We start from the raw sequence: 17,309 nt of genomic DNA, 5'->3' as shown, positions 1-17,309 counted from the left end.
CGGCTTGACCGAGGGGATGGAAACAATGGATATCGAGCAGGCTCGCTTCAATATGGTGGAACAGCAGATCCGGCCGTGGGACGTGCTGGATCAGGACATTCTTGACCTGCTGTTCGTCGTCAGACGTGAAAACTTCGTGCCGGCCGCGTTGCGCGACCTGGCCTTCGTCGATACGCCGATTCCGCTCGGCCACGGCGCAGAAATGCTGGAGCCGAAGATCGAAGCCCGCGTGCTGCAGGAACTGCATGTGCGCAGCACCGACACGGCGCTCGAGATCGGCACCGGCTCCGGCTACATGGCCGCACTGCTCGGCGCACGCGCCAGCCAGGTGACGACGGTCGAAATCGAACCTGCGCTGGCCGAGCGCGCGCGCGAAAACCTGATCGCCTCCGGTGCGCTGAACGTGCGCGTCGAAGTCGGCGATGCGGCGCAGGGCTGGCCGGTGCATGCGCCGTACGACGTGATCCTGGTGTCCGGCGGCCTGCCGGTGCTGCCGCAGGAACTGGTCGCGCAACTGCGCCCGGGCGGCCGGCTGATTGCCTTCATCGGCGAAGCGCCGCTGATGAACGCGACGCTGGTGACGCTGAACGCCGACGGCAGCCAGACGCAGGAAATCCTCTTCGAAACGCTGTTGCCGACGCTGCGCAATGCACGCGGCGCCCAGCGTTTCGTGTTCTGAGACACCGTCGATGAAGCAGATGACGGTGGCCGAGCTCGCTGCGTGGCTGGCCGAACCGCAGGGCGAAAAGCCGCAGTTGCTCGATGTGCGCGAAGCGCACGAGTGGGCGATCTGCCGGGTCGAAGGCAGCCAGCACATTCCCATGGGCACCATTCCGTCGCGCCTGGACGCACTCGATCCGGCGCGGCCGCTGGTGTGCATCTGCCACCACGGCGGACGCTCGATGCAGGTGGCGATCTTTCTCGAACGCAATGGTTTCGGCGAGGTGTACAACCTGGCCGGCGGCGTCGACGCCTGGGCGCTGCAGGTCGATCCGTCGATGGCGCGGTACTGAGGCAATGACGACCCTGCTGCGGCGTTTGTCGCTGTGCGCCGTGTTGTCGGCCGGTTTCGCGGCGAATGCGGCGGTGCTCGCCGCTGACGACCTGGTTGCGGTCGCACGGGCGGCACTGGCCAACGATGCGCAGTACCAGTCGGCGCGCGCGCAAAGCCTGGCGACGTCGGAAAAGCTGCCGCAGGCGCGCGCCGGCCTGCTGCCCAGCCTGACCGTCAGCGGCACCACGCAATGGAATGACGTGACCGTGAAGCAGCCGGTCAATGCCGCCTCGCAGCACAACTCGCACAACTTCAACTTCCAGCTGACGCAGCCGCTGTTCCGCTGGGCCAACTGGGTGCAGTTCGAACAGGGCAAGCTGCAGGTCGCCGCCGCCGAGGCGCAGCTGGCGCAGGCGCGGCAGGACGTGCTGCTGCGCGCCGCCCAGGCCTACTTCGATCTGCTGTACGCGCACGACGTGCTGGCGTCAATCGAGGCCCAGAAGGACGCCGCATCGCAACAGCTCGCGCTCGCGCGCAAGAGCTTCGAAGTGGGCACCGTCACCATCACCGATGTGCATGAAGCGCAGTCGCGCTTCGATCTGGCGAACGCACAGGGCATCGCGGCGGCGAGCGACATCGAAGTGAAGCGCCACGCGCTGTCGCTGATCACCGGCGGCGCACCGGCCGAGCTGCGCCGCATGCGGCGCGACGTCGCATTCGCGATGCCGGAGCCGGCGCGCATGGACGACTGGGTGGAGCGCGCGCAGACCGACGGTCTGGCGGTGCTGACCCAGCTGGCAAATCAGGAAATCGCGGCGCGCGAAATCGAGCGCCAGCGTGCCGGCCACTATCCGAGCGTCGATCTGGTGGCGACCTACGGCCAGAACAAGAACGTGGTCACCTTCGCGGGCAACCCGATATCGAACCAGACTGAATCGGCCACCGTCGGCGTGCAGGTGTCGGTGCCGATCTTCCAGGGCTTCGGGCAGGAATCGCGCGTGCGCGAAGCGGCCTATCTGCTCGACCGGGCGCGCGCCGAGGTCGATCTGGCGCGGCGCAATGCCGCGCTGCAGGCGCGTCAGGCCTATCTGGGCGTGGCCAACGGCATCGCGCAGTCAGCAGCCCTGCGCGCCGCGCAGGTGTCGTCGCAGTCCGCACTGGACTCGAACAAACTGGGCTATGAAGTCGGCGTGCGCATCAATATCGATGTGCTCAATGCGCAGCAGCAGCTGTTCGCCACGCGGCGCGACATGGCGAAGGCGCAGTACGACACGATGCTCGCGCAGCTCAGGCTGAAAGCCGCCGCCGGCCAGCTCGGCGAAGAGGAAATCGCCGTGGTGAATGCCTTGCTCGAGTAGTGCGGCCGCGCGCGACCGGTCATCAGCTTGCGGTGCCGCGGCTGAACCACCACCACGAAAAGCCGATCGCCAGCAGCGCCACGACCCCGATGGCGATATTGCGCTGCATCGGATAGCGCTCCAGCTTCACCAGCCCGGTGTGGAAGCTGATGTACAGGAAGCCGCCAATGAACAGCGCCAGCACGCCCAGCAGCGTCCACCGGTTGCCCAGGCGGCCCGCGGCGCGCAACAGCGTGCCGCATACCAGAATCAGTACGAAGAACGACAGCAGCGACAGCGGCGTGATGCCGGTGCATGAGCGTCCGCCGCAGGCCGGGCAGATCGCCGGGGCTTTGGCGCGCGCCATCAGCTTGACCAGACGCGCAATCGTGTCTTGTCCGCAGTGCGGACAGCGTGAAAGTTTTGCCACCGCTATTTGCCCGCGACGAAAGCCGCGCGCTGCACCGGGTCGGGAATGTCGCGCGCCAGCTCTTCCAGCAGTCCCTGCTCGGTGCCGGTGCGCTTGAGCGCGCGACCGACCAGAATGCGCGCCACCGGACCGATCAGCCGCGCCAGACGGCGCTCGATGTCGGCAATCACCGCGTCGTCGAGCGGCCGGGGCGCGGACGACACGTAGCGGCTAGATGTGCCGGTCGGCGGCAGGCTGCTGCGCGACGTCGATATCGCGCCCGAAGCCGCGGCACCGGACATCGACTGCGATGAGCGCGACGTGGTCGCGCCGGTCTGCACGACGTGGCGCTTGGCCTCGATCAGGAAACCGGCGCGCTGCGCATCGTTCGGAATGTGCGCGGCGAGTTGTTCGATCAGGTGCGGCGCCGACGTTGCCTGAGGCGCGATACGTGTCACCAGCACGCGCGCCATCGGCCCGATGTGGCGCGCCAGCAGCGCTTCGAGCAGCGGCGTCAGCGCGTCGGGCGCCAGCACCGGTTGTGCGACCTCACTGCGCCGCGTGATGCCGCTGCGGCTGTCGAGTTCGAACACCTCCTGGCTGCGCGACGCGATTTCGACCCGCTGGCCGGTGATGTGCAGGCCGTCCGGCGCACCACTGCCCAGCGCCGATACGGTTTCGTAATAGGCGCGCGACACCAGAACCTGGCCGGCATGCGCCAGTCCGGCCAGCGCACGCGCGGCATCCAGCCCGTCGCCATGCAGGTCGAGCGCACCGCTGCCGGAACGCGACACGCGCACCGGGCCCAGATTGATGCCCTGCTTCAAACCCTGGCCGTTCTGGCCGCTGTCATCGGCGAAGTCGAGCTTGCGCAGATGCTGGGCGACGACGCAGGCGTCTTCCGGCTGGCCGAGCAGACACAGCGCGGTGCCGTCCGGCGTGTCGAGGATGAGCCGGCTGTCGGCATCGACCGAGCGCGCGGCACGCGCCAGCGCGTCGTCGAGCTCCGACTTGCAGGCCAGCCGCTGCGCGGTGTCCAGCCGCTGGCTGTCGCCGATCTGCGCATACAGCACGCTGCACACGATGGTGCGCCGTTCTTCCGACGCGCCGATCGCGCGTACCGGCGCGGCGACCGGTGCCGGTGCCGATGCCGCGCCGGCCGCCAGCGGGCCGCGCGCCGTGGCCGGCGCCGCGGTGAATACCCGGCGGAAGTCCGCGATGCTGCGCGGTCGCTTCGAATCGTGCGGCTCCAGCCCCCAGTCGATGGCGCGCAGCAGCGAGGCGCCGAACACGGACGCGTCGGCCAGCCGCGACGCGGGAATCAGCGGGTCGTTCTGGATGCGCGCGGCCGATTCGACCGGCCGCTGGCCGGTGACCAGCCAGTACATGACCGCCGACAGCGAATAGATGTCGGTCCACGGCCCCTGATTGCCATGCGAGTGGTACTGCTCGAACGGCGCAAAGCCGGGCGTGACGATGGCGGTCAGCGTATGTTCGGTGTCGTGATAGCGGCGGGCGGCGCCGAAATCGAGCAGCACCGGTGCGCCGTCGTCGCGGATGCAGATATTGGGCGGCTTGATGTCTCGATGCAGGAAGCCACCATCGTGGATCACCTGCAGGCCTTCGAGCAGCGGCCGCACGATGGCCAGCAATGTGGCGCGGTCGATGCGCGCGCCGCGCTCGCGCACCCACTGGTTCAGCGGCCGGCCCCGCTCATAGTCCATCACCATGTAGGCGCTGCCATTCGCCTCGAAGAAGCGGCTGACGCGCACGATGTGCGGGTGACGGAAGTTGGCCAGCGCGCGCGATTCGTCGAGAAAGCGGCGCAGGCCCTGTTCGAACATTTCGACCGCCGGACCGCTGCGCGGCATCACGCGCTGGCCGTCGCCGCGGATCGCGATGTCGGTCGGCAGGAACTCCTTGATGGCGACCTTGCAGTCGAGCAGCGTGTCGTGCGCCAGATAGGTCAGGCCGAAGCCGCCGCCGCCGAGCAGCGATTCGATGCGGTACTCGTTCAGCGCCCAGCCGGCCGGCAGCGCGCCGGGGCTGGCGTTGGCGGTCGGCAGGAAGCCGCTGCCCGCCAGCACTTCGGCGTTCACGCTGTCTGCGGTGAACGGCTCGTCGTCCCCGGTATCCGACGGCGGTTGCGGACCGGTCGTCACGGTCAGCTGTCTATCATGCGCATCGCCGTTTCAAGGCTGCGCCGCATGCGGTTGAAGGATGCGCCGAGCACCGACACTTCGTCCTTGCCGGAATCACGGAACTCGGGCACCGAAAAGTCGCCGGTACTGATCTGGTCGGCCGCAGCCGACAGCCGCGCCACCGGGCGGATGATCAGCCATTCGAGCATCAGGTTGAGCGCCACCATGACGAACACGAACACGCCGAGCAGCGACAGCATGAAGGTGTTGAAGGCACGGTCGGCATTGGTCACCGGCAGCGTCATCGGCACCGACACCACCTGCGCACCGATGATTTCATTCAGCTTCCAGCCGAAGCCGTTCGCCTCGCCATACACCTTCACCATCGTCGGCGGCGCCGTGGCGGCCGTGTTGTGGCAGGCCAGACAGGCCGGATTGGTGATGCGGATCGGCCGCGCGATGTACATGTGGCGACCGGTCGGCGTTTCGCGCACGCCGGTCAGCTCCTTCGTATCCTCGGCGTTGCGGAAGCTGGTGACGATGTCCGTTTCCCAGTCCGACGCGCGGTCGCGCGGATTGGTCGGGTTCAGCGTCGCCTCCTTGTAGGCGTACTCCGGGTGGTTCTTGCGCAGCTCGTTGATCGTTTCGGTCGCGGCATAGGCCGGCACGGTCTGCGGCAGGAACTGTTCCGACAGCAGCGGATCGAGGTGCGGCTTGATCTGGCTGACCGTATAGGCGCGAATGGCGAGCGCGGTTTCCATCATCAGCCGCGCATTGCGCTCGACCTCGGCGCGCGCGTTGTCGTGCAGCAGCTGGTGCGACAACGCGGCGCAGGCCGCCAGACCGATCGCGAACACGCCGATCAGCACCAGGTTGAACTTGAGTCTGAGTCCCATCTTCGCAAGGCCTTTCGGTCAGGTGTGGGTGGTTTGCAGCGCGTTCCCGGTACGCGCATCACCCACCCGCGTTCGACCTGCGGACATGGCGACGCCGGATTGTAAAAGATTGACACCCGCGGAGTAAGGCCGTCGCCCGTCGGTGGGCCACAGCGGCAACAGAAGAAGGGCAGCGCCGATCGGCTGCCGCTCAGCTACCGGCTTGACCGGCGTCCCGATAGTTCATCCACCACCACACGATGGCCGCGATGCTGGCCGCCCACAGCAGCAGCACGATCACGCCGGCAATCCAGTTGGCCGGCAGCTTGCCCTCGCGCGCCCGCGCCCGCGCCGCCTCCATCACGTCCGGCGGAATCATGCCGACCACTATCCAGACGCCGATCGGCAGCAGGATGACCTCGTCGAGCAGGCCGAGCACCGGGATGAAATCGGGGATCAGATCGATCGGGCTGGCCGCGTAGGCGAGCAGGAACAGCAAGAGAATTTTTGCGCGTCGCGGCGTGCGTGTGTCCTGCGCTGCAATTGCGAGCGCCATCAATTCGAGCTTGATGGCGCGGATGCGGTCCTTGAGTCCCATGGCAACCAGGTTCTGTCAGTCGTTCGAGCACGAACCCGATCAAACCACAAAACACGCCCCGCCGTCAGCCATTGCACTGCGGAATCCGTGACCGTCTGTCACGCATGGGGCGATGGCAGGGCCGGACTCGTCTGGCGCGCCACAGCAGCACGATGTCGAATAGATAGGGTGCGTGCAGCTTTGTTCTGCAACATCAATAATATACGGCTCAACAATTTCTTTTGTCTGTCGCCAGCTACCCGTCTGGCTACCCGCAAAGTGCGGGCTCCAAATGGACGGTCTGCGACCACTTGAGTCGAACGCAGCGTCAGGGCAGTTGTTCATTGACGCACAGAGACACGGCATGTTCCCGGCGCCATTCTTTGAAAAACAGACGGCAGCCCGTACGGATATTGAAGATTGGCTTTTTGTCTTCATTTCACGCCCAATTCTGTCACGACAACATCCGGCTCGTTCGCTGCGACCAACCTGAAGTCCAGATTGTAACTGGCCGGGGCAGAGGGAATTCGGTAGCCCATCGCCTGATAGCCCCGCTGTCGCTTGCCCCACATCCGCAGCAGGGCCGGGTGGCCAGCATCGACAAAGTCGATGATGCGCACATGGGTCTTGTTCGCATGCTCCCGATGCAGGCGGCCGGCGTACTGCTGCAGCGTGCCCTTCCACGAGATCGGCATGGCTAGCACCAGGGTGTCGAGCGGTGGGTGGTCGAAGCCTTCGCCGACCAGCTTGCCGGTAGACAAGAGCACCCGAGGCGCATCAGTGGGCAGGGCGTCCAGTTCGCTGATCAAGGCGGCACGCTGCTTCTTCGACATGCGGCCGTGCAGCGTGAATAGCGTCGGGACGCGGCCCGCCAATACCGTACCGATGGCGTCAAGGTGTTCGGTGCGCTCGGTCAGCACCAGCACCTTGTGCCCCTGCCCGAAGGCACCCACGATTTCGTTCGTTATGGCCGCCGTACGGCCGGCGTCGTTGGCGACATGCCTGAATACATCCTGGATGGCGGCGTCGGCGGCGAGGTCAATGCGCCCTGCCAGGTAACGGGGAATCACCTCCAAGGTTTGCGGCGCGCCAGTCGGCTTCGCCGCGGTGTGTCGGATCGGCCCGCACTGCATGAAGATGATCGGCTGCCGCCCGTCGCGTCGGATCGGCGTGGCGGTGAGCCCGAGCACATACTTGGCCCGGGCACGCTTCAGGATGGCCTCGAAGGAGAATGCCGAGAGGTGGTGGCACTCGTCGACGATGACCTGCCCGTAGTTCTCGACGATTTCATTGGTCTCGCCCTGCCTTGAGAGCGACTGCATCACCGCGATATCGATCTTGCCGGTGGGCTTGGCTTTGCCGCCGCCGATGGTGCCGATCACGTTCTTTCCGACTCCTAGAAATGCCTGCAGCCGCTCCTGCCACTGCTTGAGCAATTCGGTGCGATGCACCAGCACCAGGGTGTTCACACCACGCCGGGCGATCAGCGCTGCGGCCGTCACGGTCTTGCCGAAGGCGGTTGGCGCACACAGGATGCCGACATCGTGGCGAAGCATCGCAGCGACTGCAGCCTCCTGATCTGACCGCAGCGTTCCGACAAAGCTTACGTCCAGCGGCTTGCCGCCAAAGCGCTCGTCTCGCAACTCACAACGAACACTGTTTTCGCGTAGCAACTCCTGGGCGGCATCAAGGCAGCCCCGCGGCAGGGCGATGTGGTTCGGGTAGTTCTCGGCACAGCCGATCACCCGCGGCTCGTCCCAGACTGGCAGACGCATCGCCTGCGCCCTGTAGAACTCTGGGTTCTGGAAGGCTGCCAAGCGGATCAGACGGTTCGCCAGCGCTTGCGGAAGCTGCGCCTTGTCGAAGTAGAGGAGATTGGCCAAGGTCGCCGTCAGCGAGGCCGGCATCGGGCCCGGGAGCCGCAACTTGGCCGGTGACGTATGCTTCCACGGCTCTTGCTGATCCTCTTCGGTGATGAACGTGACATCCAGCGGATGCGAGCCGCCGGTGGCGCGCAGGATCGTCGGCTCGATATCGTGCGGCGCCATGGGCTGCACCGACGCCAGGAAAGCCCATTGGTCGGGATACAGCCGCAGAGCATCGTCCACGAACACGCTGCCGCCGTTCTCCCGCGGAACCTTCTGCAGCGGCAGGGCGATCAAGTTACCGAAACCGCCCTTAGGCATGGTGTCCTGGTTCGGGAACAGCCGGTCGTAGGACGTGAGCTTCAGTTGCCGGGTGCGTGCGCAAGTGTGGCTAATGATCGCAGTACCGAGCCGCCGCGCATCCCGCGCCACGACCTTCGACGAGAAGAATATCCATGCATGGGCGCCGTTACCCGAGCGAGAGATTTCCAGCGCGATGGGCACATCCAGTTCGCGACAGGATTGGGCAAAGGCCTGCGCATCGCTGCGCCAATCGGCGTCATCGAAATCCACCGCGAGGAAATGGCAGCTGTCATCCGCCAGCAGCGGATATACGCCGACAGTGTGGCGGCCGGCGAGGTGATCGTAGATCGTCTGATCGCTCAGGGGCACCAGCAGCCGGTTGCCGCAGTCTGCGCACTTGATGCGGGGTTTCTCGCAAACACCGGTGCGCCACTCGTTGGCACAGACTGGCGAATACCCGCCCTTGCCGGCTTTGCTTTCCCAGCGGGCCGGATAGACATCGGTACGGCCCCGAAACAGCCGGCGAAAGAGAGCGACCTTTTCGTCGGTGGTCAGCAATGCCGACGCAGCCGGCACGCTTTCGGGTTCAGGCAGACGCCAGGCGATACTGTGGGCGTCCAGCAAAGCGATCAGCCGGGTGTTCTCGGCACGTAGCCGGGCGAGTTCGTCGTCCATGCTCATTGTCATCCCGACCATAGACCCGCCTCGGTCAACCGCCGCAACAAAGCGCCGCGTGTCGCATGGCGCACGACGAAGCGCCGCAATGCCCGCTCGAACTCGTTGCGGCTGGAGGTGAGCGCGTAACCTTCGGCCAGATCGACGAGGGCCCGCACCGCTTGCTCGTAGCCCGATGCGGAACCGCGCTTCGCCTGCACGTCGATGGCGTCCCAGTGTTTGTCCACTTCGGCCATCAGCTGTCGCAGGTAGGTTTCACGCTGCTGGCGGCGTTCGGCTTCCTGCTTTGCGCGCTCCTTCGCTTCACGCTCCAGCCGCACTGTGGCAGCGGATTTTGCGAGCTCGCGCAGTTCGGCTACGCTGCGTCTCACCGTGGCGGGGGCGAGGGCCGGGCGTTGCGATTTCAGCCAGGCGGCATGGCTGGACCTGACGCGGCGTTCCGCTTCCTGCGCTCTGCCCTGTGCGATTAGCTTGAGTACGGCCACCATCTCGTCGCGCCGCCATTCCTCCAGCCAGGCATCGATGCGATCTGCCTCGGCGACGCCCGCCGGCGAAACTGGAGGACTTCCGGCCATGGCGGCCGCCAGCATGTCGGGATCGATTTCCAGGAATTCGACCAGCGCCTGCTGCTGCGGGGACAACTCCGACAATCCGGGCGGCACCTCGGGTTCCTGCGCATCCTCGCGCAGCTCGCCGCCGCTGGCCCCGGCCAGCCAGCCCAGGTAGAGCGGCCGTAAATCGCCGCGCAGCAATTCATCGCGCAGCGGCGCCAGGCGTCGCATCCAGCCGCTGCCGTCGTCCTCGACGAAGCGATCGTAGTCTTCGCTTTCATCAAGCGCCCAGTCGAAAATCCAGTACTCATCGCTGGCCTCGATGGTCAGCGCATATCTGGTCTCGAAAGGCTTCAGTTCGGCTTTGCGGAATGTGGCCAGCGGCACCCGCAAGGCCAGCCGGCAATTGCACCAGTTGGCCGAATAGATGAAGGCATCGAAGTAACGCCGCATCCAGTCGGCCGGTTCGGCTTTCAGGCTGCCCCACTCGTAGTGGTTGACGAATCCCGCCGGAGTAATCTCAGCGCGCGTGGAAACGGCGCGAAGTTCGGCCATCTCGGCTCGGGTGAGCGGCCGGTCGATGGCGGCGAATTCGTAGTACTGGTACTCGCTCATGGCCTAAGACTCAACGTAGGCTTAGCAAAGCGCCTTTTGGCGAGGTAACGCATAGCTCACCGGTTTCTTCCGCTTTTCGAGGAATCCTTGCTCGACGGCTGCGGCCAACCAGACCTTGAGCTGCCCTTTCTCCAAACCCAGTGCAAGCCGGATTTCTTCATCACTTTTTGCCGCTTCGCCGAGTAGCAAGGGCAGTCTGGCAAGAAAATCCTGAAACATATCGAATCCCGGGAACGGCGTTGCATCTGCCGCCGCCCCCGGCTCGGGCGTGACGAGCACATCAACTGCAACTGGGGCGGGCGCTGGTTGCTCAATCATCGTGGCGCCCTTGTCTAGAACGACCTGTTGAAACAATGGCGATGGGTCGGACTGACAAGTTTTCTCGAGAAACTCGCGTATCGATGCGCGTTCGGAAACCCCGTAGGTGAATCCTTCGGCTCCCCTTGCAATCAGTGCCGCATTGCCCGGGCTCTCGCTGGGGGTACGCACATAAAGCGGAGTCCAGCCATGGCGCAAGTCTTCAGTGGCACCGGCCCAAGTTCCACCCTCCCCCTCTGCGGAGTCAACCACCAGAGCGTAGTCGGCCAGGGCATAAATATATCGATTGCGCGCCATCGCGTTTCCAGCATTGAAGCCGGACTCGGGATTAAAGGGTGAGGTCAACACAAGCTGTCCGGACTGAATGCCCATCCGGTTCTGCCTATTCACGCTGGCACGCAGCAAATCGGCGGCCAATACGCCGATCACCACCCCACCGGCTTCCCCGGCGCCCTGCAGTGCGGCAGCGTCCACACCCTTGGCGCCGCCGGATATCACGCCCAGGCCATCTCGCACACAAGCACGGGCCACATTGCGTGTGAAGTCGAGCGCTGCTTCCGAGGCATTCCGGGAACCGACCACCGCTAAGCCGCCCACGTCCAGCAATGATGTCTCGCCGGCGCCATATAGTAACGGCGGCGCCGACTGCCCAAGCTTCTTCTTCAAGCGTTTAGGATATGCCGCATCGCTGCGTGATAGCACCCATAGGCCGCTGCGCTGCCATTTTTCCAAAGCTAGCGCCAAGGCGGTTCCACGCGCAATCAGCGACTCTACGCGCGTCGGTTCCAGGCCGGCATGAACCAGTTCCCCCAGACGGCCAGCCAATTCGCCGCCGAGCAAATCGCTGGGGCGTAACTTGCACTCGAGCAACCATTTCGTCAGCCGCTCGTACTCTTTTTGCGTCAGGGGGGCCGGGTTCGCCAAGCTCGGCTCGCCACGCTCACTGCCAAAGCGACCGCACAGCAACAAAATCGCCTCGGTATCCGGTGACAGACTGGCTGTCGATCTTTCACTCATATTTCGACACACCATCTCTATTTCGCAGTCGTTGTCGCGAGCGTGTAGGGATACACCGGTCCGCTTCCAGCCTGCCGGAGCAAAGCGACCGCAAGGGTCAGCGTCCATCCGGAATCGAATACATCGTCCACCAGCAACGCAGGTCCCGCAAATTCCGGCCCCGGAGCCTGAACTGTGAATGCCCCGTCCAGGTTGTGACACTGGTGGTAGCGATTCTCCATGCCCTTCTGCTCCTCGGTATGGCGGGTCTTTATCAGCACCGGGCGAAATGGAATGCCCAGTGAAATTGCCAAGCGCATGGCAAAGTTCGGCACCAGCTCCGGGTGGCGGGTCGATGGAATACAGGTCACCCATGAAGGGGGCGACTCCATGGGCCAGCGTGTTTGAATCAATTCTGCTGAGGCGGCGACCAGATCATCCGCAAAGTGTCCCTCGGCCTTGCCCCTGGCAACCAGTTCGCCCCATACCGGCTCGCCCCATCGGGAAAGAATACGGCCCAGCTCACCACGGAGGTTCAGCGGGATTGTCGACTTGGTCCAGGCAAACTGTGCGGCATAAGCGGGCAGCGCGGAAATATCCCATTGCTTCTTCAGTTCCAGCATCACCTCGCTCTGCCGGACGAAGCGCTGCGCCTTGATCAGCCGCACATCGGAAATGACAGGAGAAATCACTGGAGCGCCTCGACAGACCGCGCACTTGCCGCAGGGTTGCGCCAGCGGGTCATCCAGCGCTGCCGCGAGGAACTGCATCAAGCACTGCCGCCCCTCGATGTAGGCCTGCATCTCGGCCCACTCCTGCTCGCGCTGCCGGATCAAATGCTCGATACGCTCCCGGTTCAGCCGAAAGGGCTGGGCAGTTCGACTCCATTTGGACTCGATCTTCACTACCGGGGCGGCATTCTCCACCACCAGCAGCTTCAATACCTTTTCGATCTGCGACTGACGCAGATTGGCGACACGCTCCAGCTCCCGCACAGTCATGCCATCGGTTTCGCAGTTCTCCAAGGCCGTGAGTATCCGCTCGATCTGCCACTCCGGCGGGAAAGCCGTATCGCGGAAGTAAGCATTGATGTCATCTTCCTCGTCGCCGGACAGCAACACCCCGAAGGCTTCATCGATGGCACGCCCTGCCCGGCCGACCTGCTGGTAATAGAACACCACCGAGCCCGGCGTCTGATAGTGGATGACAAAACCCAGATCAGGCTTGTCGTAACCCATGCCCAGCGCTGTGGTCGCTACCAGGCACTTGATCTTGTTCCCCAACAGTGCAGCTTCCAGGGCCTGACGCTCGTCGTCCGTCTTGCCTGCATGGTAGGCATGCGCCTCGATATCGTTCTCCCGCAGCGACTGGGCAACCCGGTCGGCGTCCCGCGTGGTCAGTGTGTAAACGATGCCACTGCCGGGAAGCGCCGGAATCCAATCGGCCATCCAGGCCAGCCGCTCAGCGGGATTGCGCAAACGCATCACCTGCAATGCCAGGCTCTCGCGAATCAATGGCCCTCGCTGCAACAGCACCCCACCGCCGAGTTGCTCACCTACGTCTGCCTCGACACGACGATTCGCCGTGGCTGTGGTTGCCAGCACCGCGATGTTCTGCGGCAGCAGACGAAGGATCTGGCCAATACGCCTATAGTCGGGGCGGAAGTCGTGCCCCCAATCCGAAATGCAGTGTGCCTCGTCGATCACCAGCAATCCGATGCGTGCTGCGATGGGCAACAGAGTGTGGGCCACGAAATCATCGTTGGCCAAACGCTCCGGGGAAATCAGCAGCAAGTCGATCTCATCGTTCAACAAGCGTTGACGCACAGCGTGCCAGTCGTCTGAGTTGGTCGAGTTGATGGTCTCGGCGCGCAGCTTCAACCGATTTGCCGCTTCAATCTGGTTGCGCATCAGTGCCAGCAGAGGCGAGATGATCAGTGTTGGCCCGGCGCCTTGCTCCCGCATCAGCTTGGCCGACACGAAATAGACCATGCTCTTGCCCCAGCCGGTGCGCTGCACGCACAGTACCCGCCCGCGCTGATTCACCAACTGATCGATGGCTTCCCGCTGGCCATCGCGGAAGTTGACGGTGGGATTGTCGAGGGCGATACGAAGCCAGGCGAGGGCGGGGTTTGTAGTCATGGCAAGCAATTTCCTCAGCGTCTCCGGCTGCGATATTTTTGCAGGCGACTATTGGGTTTTTCCGGGAGGGTAAATTCGACCAGGCCCGCTTCCATGAGGTCAGCGATGGCTTGCTTGGCTGCGCCTGAAACAGATTTGTGGCCCAGGGCCTGCGCAACTTCCGAACGGCTCAAGGGGGCGCGAGCGATAGCCGCCATGATTCTGTGATGGATCGACTCTGGCCCCCACTCTGCCCGCCACTGTGGCTGGGAGCGCCATTCGCCCTCCGACTCTGGCCTCGACTCTGGCCTCGACTCTGGCCCGGCCAGCGCCGTGGCCTCCCCTGCGGCCGAGGCCGCCACTTCCAGCGCCGCCGGGTGGATCGGCAGCCGCACCATGAAGTAGCTGTGATCTTCGTCGAACTCGAACTCGGCCGGCGGCGAGCCATTCTTCTCCATGGCTTCCATGATCTTGGGGATGCCGGTGGCGCGGCCTTCGGTGAATTCCAGTTCTTTCAGGAATTCGCCGATGCGGCGATTGCGATAACGTCGTGGCCGGGCGCGACCGGCGCGCAATTGCTCCAGCCGCACTGAACGATCCGGCCCCGGATAGCTGATGACAAATAGTTCGTTGCGCTCGATCCGGACCTCGATCGGCTCGCGCGTGTCGTAGCCCCTGTGATAGACCGCATTGACGACGGCTTCTTCGATAGCGTCGTAAGGGAAGTTTTCGACCCGGGTGGCCTCAGCTCGCCCGTGATGCTTGATGACGGTTTCGGTAATCAGGTTGCGCTTGATGTAATCGAGCGCGTCGCGGGTCATGCGGGGTATCGGGCCTTTGAATATCTTTTCCGAAAATTTGTTGCCGCCCGGCCCTTCCTTGGGAAACCAGACGACGTCAATCTGCATGGCCGGAAAGAAGCACCAGGGCTCCGGATTGAACATCATCAGGCCAACATTGAGCGGGAAGGGCGCTTCGTCCGGCCCGCCGATGACTCCCATCTGACGGCCGAGTTCGATCAATGAAAGATTGGGCGCCTGCCTGGCCAGATCGCTGTCCACCTGTTGCAGATAGTCCTGCATCAGGTCGCGGGAGAGACTGTCCACCTTGGCCTGCTGGTTGACGCGGTCGTCATGGGGAATGGTAGCCGCCAGCGACATGAGTTCCGTTTCATCCGCCCCCTTGGCGCGGATGGTGCTGGAACCCTTGCGGATGTAATAGGCATAGTCCCTGCTACCCTTGCTCAGACTGGTTTTTGCCTTGTAGGGGCGCGTCGGCCCACCCAAAGCCCAGAGCACGAGAACATGCCGTCCCTCGATTTCGACCGGAACGGCGATGGGATGGTAGTACGGCGCGATGGCACTGAAGCCGAGGTTCAACAGTTCCTTCTGGATGGCGTCGATTTGCTCGGGATCGATACCCACTGGCGGCAGAACTGGACGCCCATTGCTTTCCGCAAAGCCGATCAGGATGTAGCCGCCGCCCAGGTTGTGAATGTCATTGGCGAAGGCGCAGAGGCTGTGCAGAACGGCCTCGGGGTTCCATCCAGCCTTGAATTCGAGGCGTTCCCATTCGACGGGCTTGCCGCCGAGGAGGTCGTTTATGTTGATGGGGAGCGCCATGTGTTACTCCGGCAGCAAGACGCAGATAGCGGGCATAGCCAACCCATCGCGCGGTCGTTGGGAAACTTTCATACTGTTTGCATAGTGTCACGACAAACCGGATAAGCCGAACAGCCCCAAAACTCCTCGCCCGCGTTGGCTCCGCGCTTCGCCGTTCGCTTCACCATGGGCTTGGTACAGCTCGGGCAGCCTGGTACTGATGGCGTATCCGCCGGAGCCGCCGACACTAACGATGGTCCGCTCTGTTGTGCAGGCGCCGGCCCTATCGAATTCCGAGCCTGACGAATCAACCCATGCAGCAACGGCCTGTCAATGAGTTTCAGATTGCGCCCGCTCGCGAAGCCAACTGCATCTTCGGTGAACTGCCCGGAGGTTACTACGAAGCCACCGGCCGCGCCCTTGGCGGCCATGACGCCATGGAGTTCTCGCACCACATCCACGCCGACCTTAAAAGCCTTCCACTGCTTGCAGTGAACAAGGTACTTCTCGGTGCAATTGGAGAGCACCCGATCGACACCGCCATCGGCGCCGCCGCCCGTTTCAAGTACGCCGTAGCCTTGTAACCGGAAGGCCTCGCCCACCCGCATCTCGAACTCGCGCCAGCTCATGCCGTCGAGTGCGTCGGCTGCGTTGCTCTGGCTGACATCCGCGATGAGCCTGCGGCGCGCTTGCCGGCGCCACGCCGAGATACCGGCACCCGCAAGGCAGATCAAAGGCAGGACGTATTGTCCGAATGTCGCCAACGTCTTCCAGATCGTCTGCGTGACCATGGCTCCCATCTCACCTGGCTTGATGACTGCGACCACTTCCTGGCTCGCCATTCCATGCAAGATAAGCCAGAGAACCGCAGCCAGCGCGACGCCGGCCCACCAAGGCAACATGGCTACGAGATCTATCAGATCCTCGGCCGAACTGGTCTTTCTTCTACGCGCCATCGTTTTCTCTCTTTCTCCTTATCTGATTGAGTTGCCTTCCTTCCACGTACGGTGAACTCAATCGATGGGCAGGTAAGGTGCGATGCAGAAGGCCTACAACCATATCGGCGGATAAGTCAGCGCTCATTGGGGCGAGTCATAAGCATGGAGCGGCGCAGAACAGCCACTCCTTGGGTAGGGAAGCCAGCCAGGGCCGTCGCACTCGGATGTCATCGTCTGACCGAGATATGCCAATTGACACCGCCGCCCTGAATTGTCGTTCACATTCATGAACTTGCACGTACCTCTTGTGCACCCTTCCAAAATCGCGTCCACTCTCGCCCTTTGGGCGTACGAAATGGGCACAGCGAATGGACTCGATCTGATGAGCGCGTTGCAGCAGGTGGCCGACCCGCGCCGACCCAGCAACGGTACGCGGCACGACTTCCAGGAGATTCTGGTGATCGCCGTGTGTGCGGTGCTGTCCGACTGCGACACGGTCGAGGACATCGCAGAGTGGGCCGCGGTCAAGGAATCGTGGCTGCGCCGCTTTCTCGTGCTGCAAAACGGCGTGCCCTCGCAGGACACCTTTCTGCGCCTCTTCCGGTTGATCGACCCGAGGCAGTTCGAGGCGGCCTTTCGCCGCTGGGTCGGCGGCATCGTTACCGCGCTGGGTGGTCAGATCGCCGTCGATGGCAAGACCCTGCGCGGCTCGGCCGACTCGGAACACGGGCCGGTGCACATGGTCAGTGCCTTTCATACCGATCTGTCGCTGGTGCTCGGTCAGGAGAAGGTTTCCGGCAAGAGCAACGAAATCACCGCGATCCCCGAATTGCTGGCGGCACTGGACCTTGGGGGGTATCTGGTCAGCATCGACGCGATGGGCTGCCAGAAGGCAATCGCCGAGCGCATCGTCGCGCAGGGTGGCGACTATCTGCTGGCGGTCAAGGGCAACCAGCCGACCTTGTTGCGCGTGATCGAAGATGCCTTCATCGAC

Annotated in this window: 14 protein-coding genes; 4 read left to right on the top strand and 10 right to left on the bottom strand. The window is 63.7% G+C overall.

Features of this window, described 5'->3' with window-relative positions; all coding sequences use genetic code 11:
* Positions 1-25: 25 nt before the first annotated feature.
* Genes Q8Q80_RS12235 through Q8Q80_RS12225 form a run of 3 tightly spaced genes read left to right on the top strand, consistent with a single transcriptional unit; the run spans position 26 to position 2,352 of the window.
* Positions 26-679 carry a protein-L-isoaspartate O-methyltransferase gene (locus Q8Q80_RS12235; RefSeq protein WP_257079889.1) on the top strand — a complete coding sequence of 218 codons (654 nt, stop codon included), beginning with the start codon at positions 26-28 and terminating at the stop codon, positions 677-679.
* A 10-nt stretch (positions 680-689) separates the two neighbouring features.
* Positions 690-1,013 carry a rhodanese-like domain-containing protein gene (locus Q8Q80_RS12230; protein WP_069039138.1) on the top strand — a complete coding sequence of 108 codons (324 nt, stop codon included), beginning with the start codon at positions 690-692 and terminating at the stop codon, positions 1,011-1,013.
* Positions 1,014-1,017: 4 nt separating this feature from the next.
* Positions 1,018-2,352, top strand: a complete 1,335-nt coding sequence (locus Q8Q80_RS12225) for a TolC family outer membrane protein (RefSeq protein ID WP_305633176.1) — start codon at positions 1,018-1,020, stop codon at positions 2,350-2,352.
* Positions 2,353-2,374: 22 nt separating this feature from the next.
* Here Q8Q80_RS12225 and Q8Q80_RS12220 read toward each other — a convergent pair whose 3' ends face one another.
* The 10 genes from Q8Q80_RS12220 to Q8Q80_RS12175 all read right to left on the bottom strand — a co-directional run bounded on the left by Q8Q80_RS12220 (position 2,375) and on the right by Q8Q80_RS12175 (position 16,333).
* The gene (locus tag Q8Q80_RS12220; protein WP_305633175.1) at positions 2,375-2,761 is read right to left on the bottom strand and encodes a hypothetical protein; all 387 of its coding nucleotides are present in this window, start codon (positions 2,759-2,761) and stop codon (positions 2,375-2,377) included.
* Positions 2,762-2,763: 2 nt separating this feature from the next.
* Entirely contained in the window at positions 2,764-4,902 is a 2,139-nt protein-coding gene (locus tag Q8Q80_RS12215; RefSeq protein WP_305633174.1) for a protein kinase, read from the bottom strand.
* Positions 4,903-4,904: 2 nt separating this feature from the next.
* Positions 4,905-5,777 (bottom strand): DUF3365 domain-containing protein, encoded by an 873-nt coding sequence (locus tag Q8Q80_RS12210; RefSeq protein WP_305633173.1) that lies wholly within the window; start codon positions 5,775-5,777, stop codon positions 4,905-4,907.
* A 190-nt stretch (positions 5,778-5,967) separates the two neighbouring features.
* Positions 5,968-6,354 carry a YkvA family protein gene (locus Q8Q80_RS12205; RefSeq protein WP_305633172.1) on the bottom strand — a complete coding sequence of 129 codons (387 nt, stop codon included), beginning with the start codon at positions 6,352-6,354 and terminating at the stop codon, positions 5,968-5,970.
* 413 nt (positions 6,355-6,767) lie between these two features.
* Complete coding sequence (locus tag Q8Q80_RS12200; protein ID WP_305633171.1) at positions 6,768-9,176, bottom strand: DEAD/DEAH box helicase family protein; 2,409 nt, start codon at positions 9,174-9,176, stop codon at positions 6,768-6,770.
* Between the two features lie 8 nt (positions 9,177-9,184).
* Positions 9,185-10,342, bottom strand: a complete 1,158-nt coding sequence (locus Q8Q80_RS12195; RefSeq protein WP_305633170.1) for a hypothetical protein — start codon at positions 10,340-10,342, stop codon at positions 9,185-9,187.
* 21 nt (positions 10,343-10,363) lie between these two features.
* On the bottom strand, positions 10,364-11,677 hold the full coding sequence (locus tag Q8Q80_RS12190; protein WP_305633169.1) for a DNA-processing protein DprA: 1,314 nt from the start codon (positions 11,675-11,677) through the stop codon (positions 10,364-10,366).
* 17 nt (positions 11,678-11,694) lie between these two features.
* Entirely contained in the window at positions 11,695-13,797 is a 2,103-nt protein-coding gene (locus Q8Q80_RS12185; protein WP_305633168.1) for a RecQ family ATP-dependent DNA helicase, read from the bottom strand.
* Between the two features lie 14 nt (positions 13,798-13,811).
* Positions 13,812-15,398 (bottom strand): RNA-binding domain-containing protein, encoded by a 1,587-nt coding sequence (locus tag Q8Q80_RS12180; protein ID WP_305633167.1) that lies wholly within the window; start codon positions 15,396-15,398, stop codon positions 13,812-13,814.
* A 68-nt stretch (positions 15,399-15,466) separates the two neighbouring features.
* Positions 15,467-16,333, bottom strand: coding sequence for a restriction endonuclease (locus Q8Q80_RS12175; protein WP_305633166.1), 867 nt, complete (start codon positions 16,331-16,333; stop codon positions 15,467-15,469).
* 364 nt (positions 16,334-16,697) lie between these two features.
* Here Q8Q80_RS12175 and Q8Q80_RS12170 point away from each other — a divergent pair.
* On the top strand, positions 16,698-17,309 hold a 612-nt coding region (locus tag Q8Q80_RS12170; protein WP_305633214.1), incomplete at its 3' end, for an ISAs1 family transposase.

This window comes from Methyloversatilis sp. (assembly GCF_030698125.1).
In the GTDB taxonomy this organism is placed as follows: Bacteria; Pseudomonadota; Gammaproteobacteria; order Burkholderiales; family Rhodocyclaceae; genus Methyloversatilis.
Note: the sequence above shows the minus strand (reverse complement) of the source record. Positions and strands in the feature narration are given on the sequence as shown.

Excerpts from the sequence above, each read along its gene's own strand:
- Q8Q80_RS12180 (WP_305633167.1), bottom strand. The coding sequence starts at position 15,398 with ATGGCGCTCCCCATCAACATAAACGACCTCCTCGGCGGCAAGCCCGTC.
- Q8Q80_RS12205 (WP_305633172.1), bottom strand. The coding sequence starts at position 6,354 with ATGGGACTCAAGGACCGCATCCGCGCCATCAAGCTCGAATTGATGGCG.
- Q8Q80_RS12225 (WP_305633176.1), top strand. The coding sequence starts at position 1,018 with ATGACGACCCTGCTGCGGCGTTTGTCGCTGTGCGCCGTGTTGTCGGCC.
- Q8Q80_RS12190 (WP_305633169.1), bottom strand. The coding sequence starts at position 11,677 with ATGAGTGAAAGATCGACAGCCAGTCTGTCACCGGATACCGAGGCGATT.
- Q8Q80_RS12230 (WP_069039138.1), top strand. The coding sequence starts at position 690 with ATGAAGCAGATGACGGTGGCCGAGCTCGCTGCGTGGCTGGCCGAACCG.
- Q8Q80_RS12235 (WP_257079889.1), top strand. The coding sequence starts at position 26 with ATGGATATCGAGCAGGCTCGCTTCAATATGGTGGAACAGCAGATCCGG.
- Q8Q80_RS12185 (WP_305633168.1), bottom strand. The coding sequence starts at position 13,797 with ATGACTACAAACCCCGCCCTCGCCTGGCTTCGTATCGCCCTCGACAAT.
- Q8Q80_RS12195 (WP_305633170.1), bottom strand. The coding sequence starts at position 10,342 with ATGAGCGAGTACCAGTACTACGAATTCGCCGCCATCGACCGGCCGCTC.
- Q8Q80_RS12200 (WP_305633171.1), bottom strand. The coding sequence starts at position 9,176 with ATGGACGACGAACTCGCCCGGCTACGTGCCGAGAACACCCGGCTGATC.
- Q8Q80_RS12175 (WP_305633166.1), bottom strand. The coding sequence starts at position 16,333 with ATGGCGCGTAGAAGAAAGACCAGTTCGGCCGAGGATCTGATAGATCTC.
- Q8Q80_RS12210 (WP_305633173.1), bottom strand. The coding sequence starts at position 5,777 with ATGGGACTCAGACTCAAGTTCAACCTGGTGCTGATCGGCGTGTTCGCG.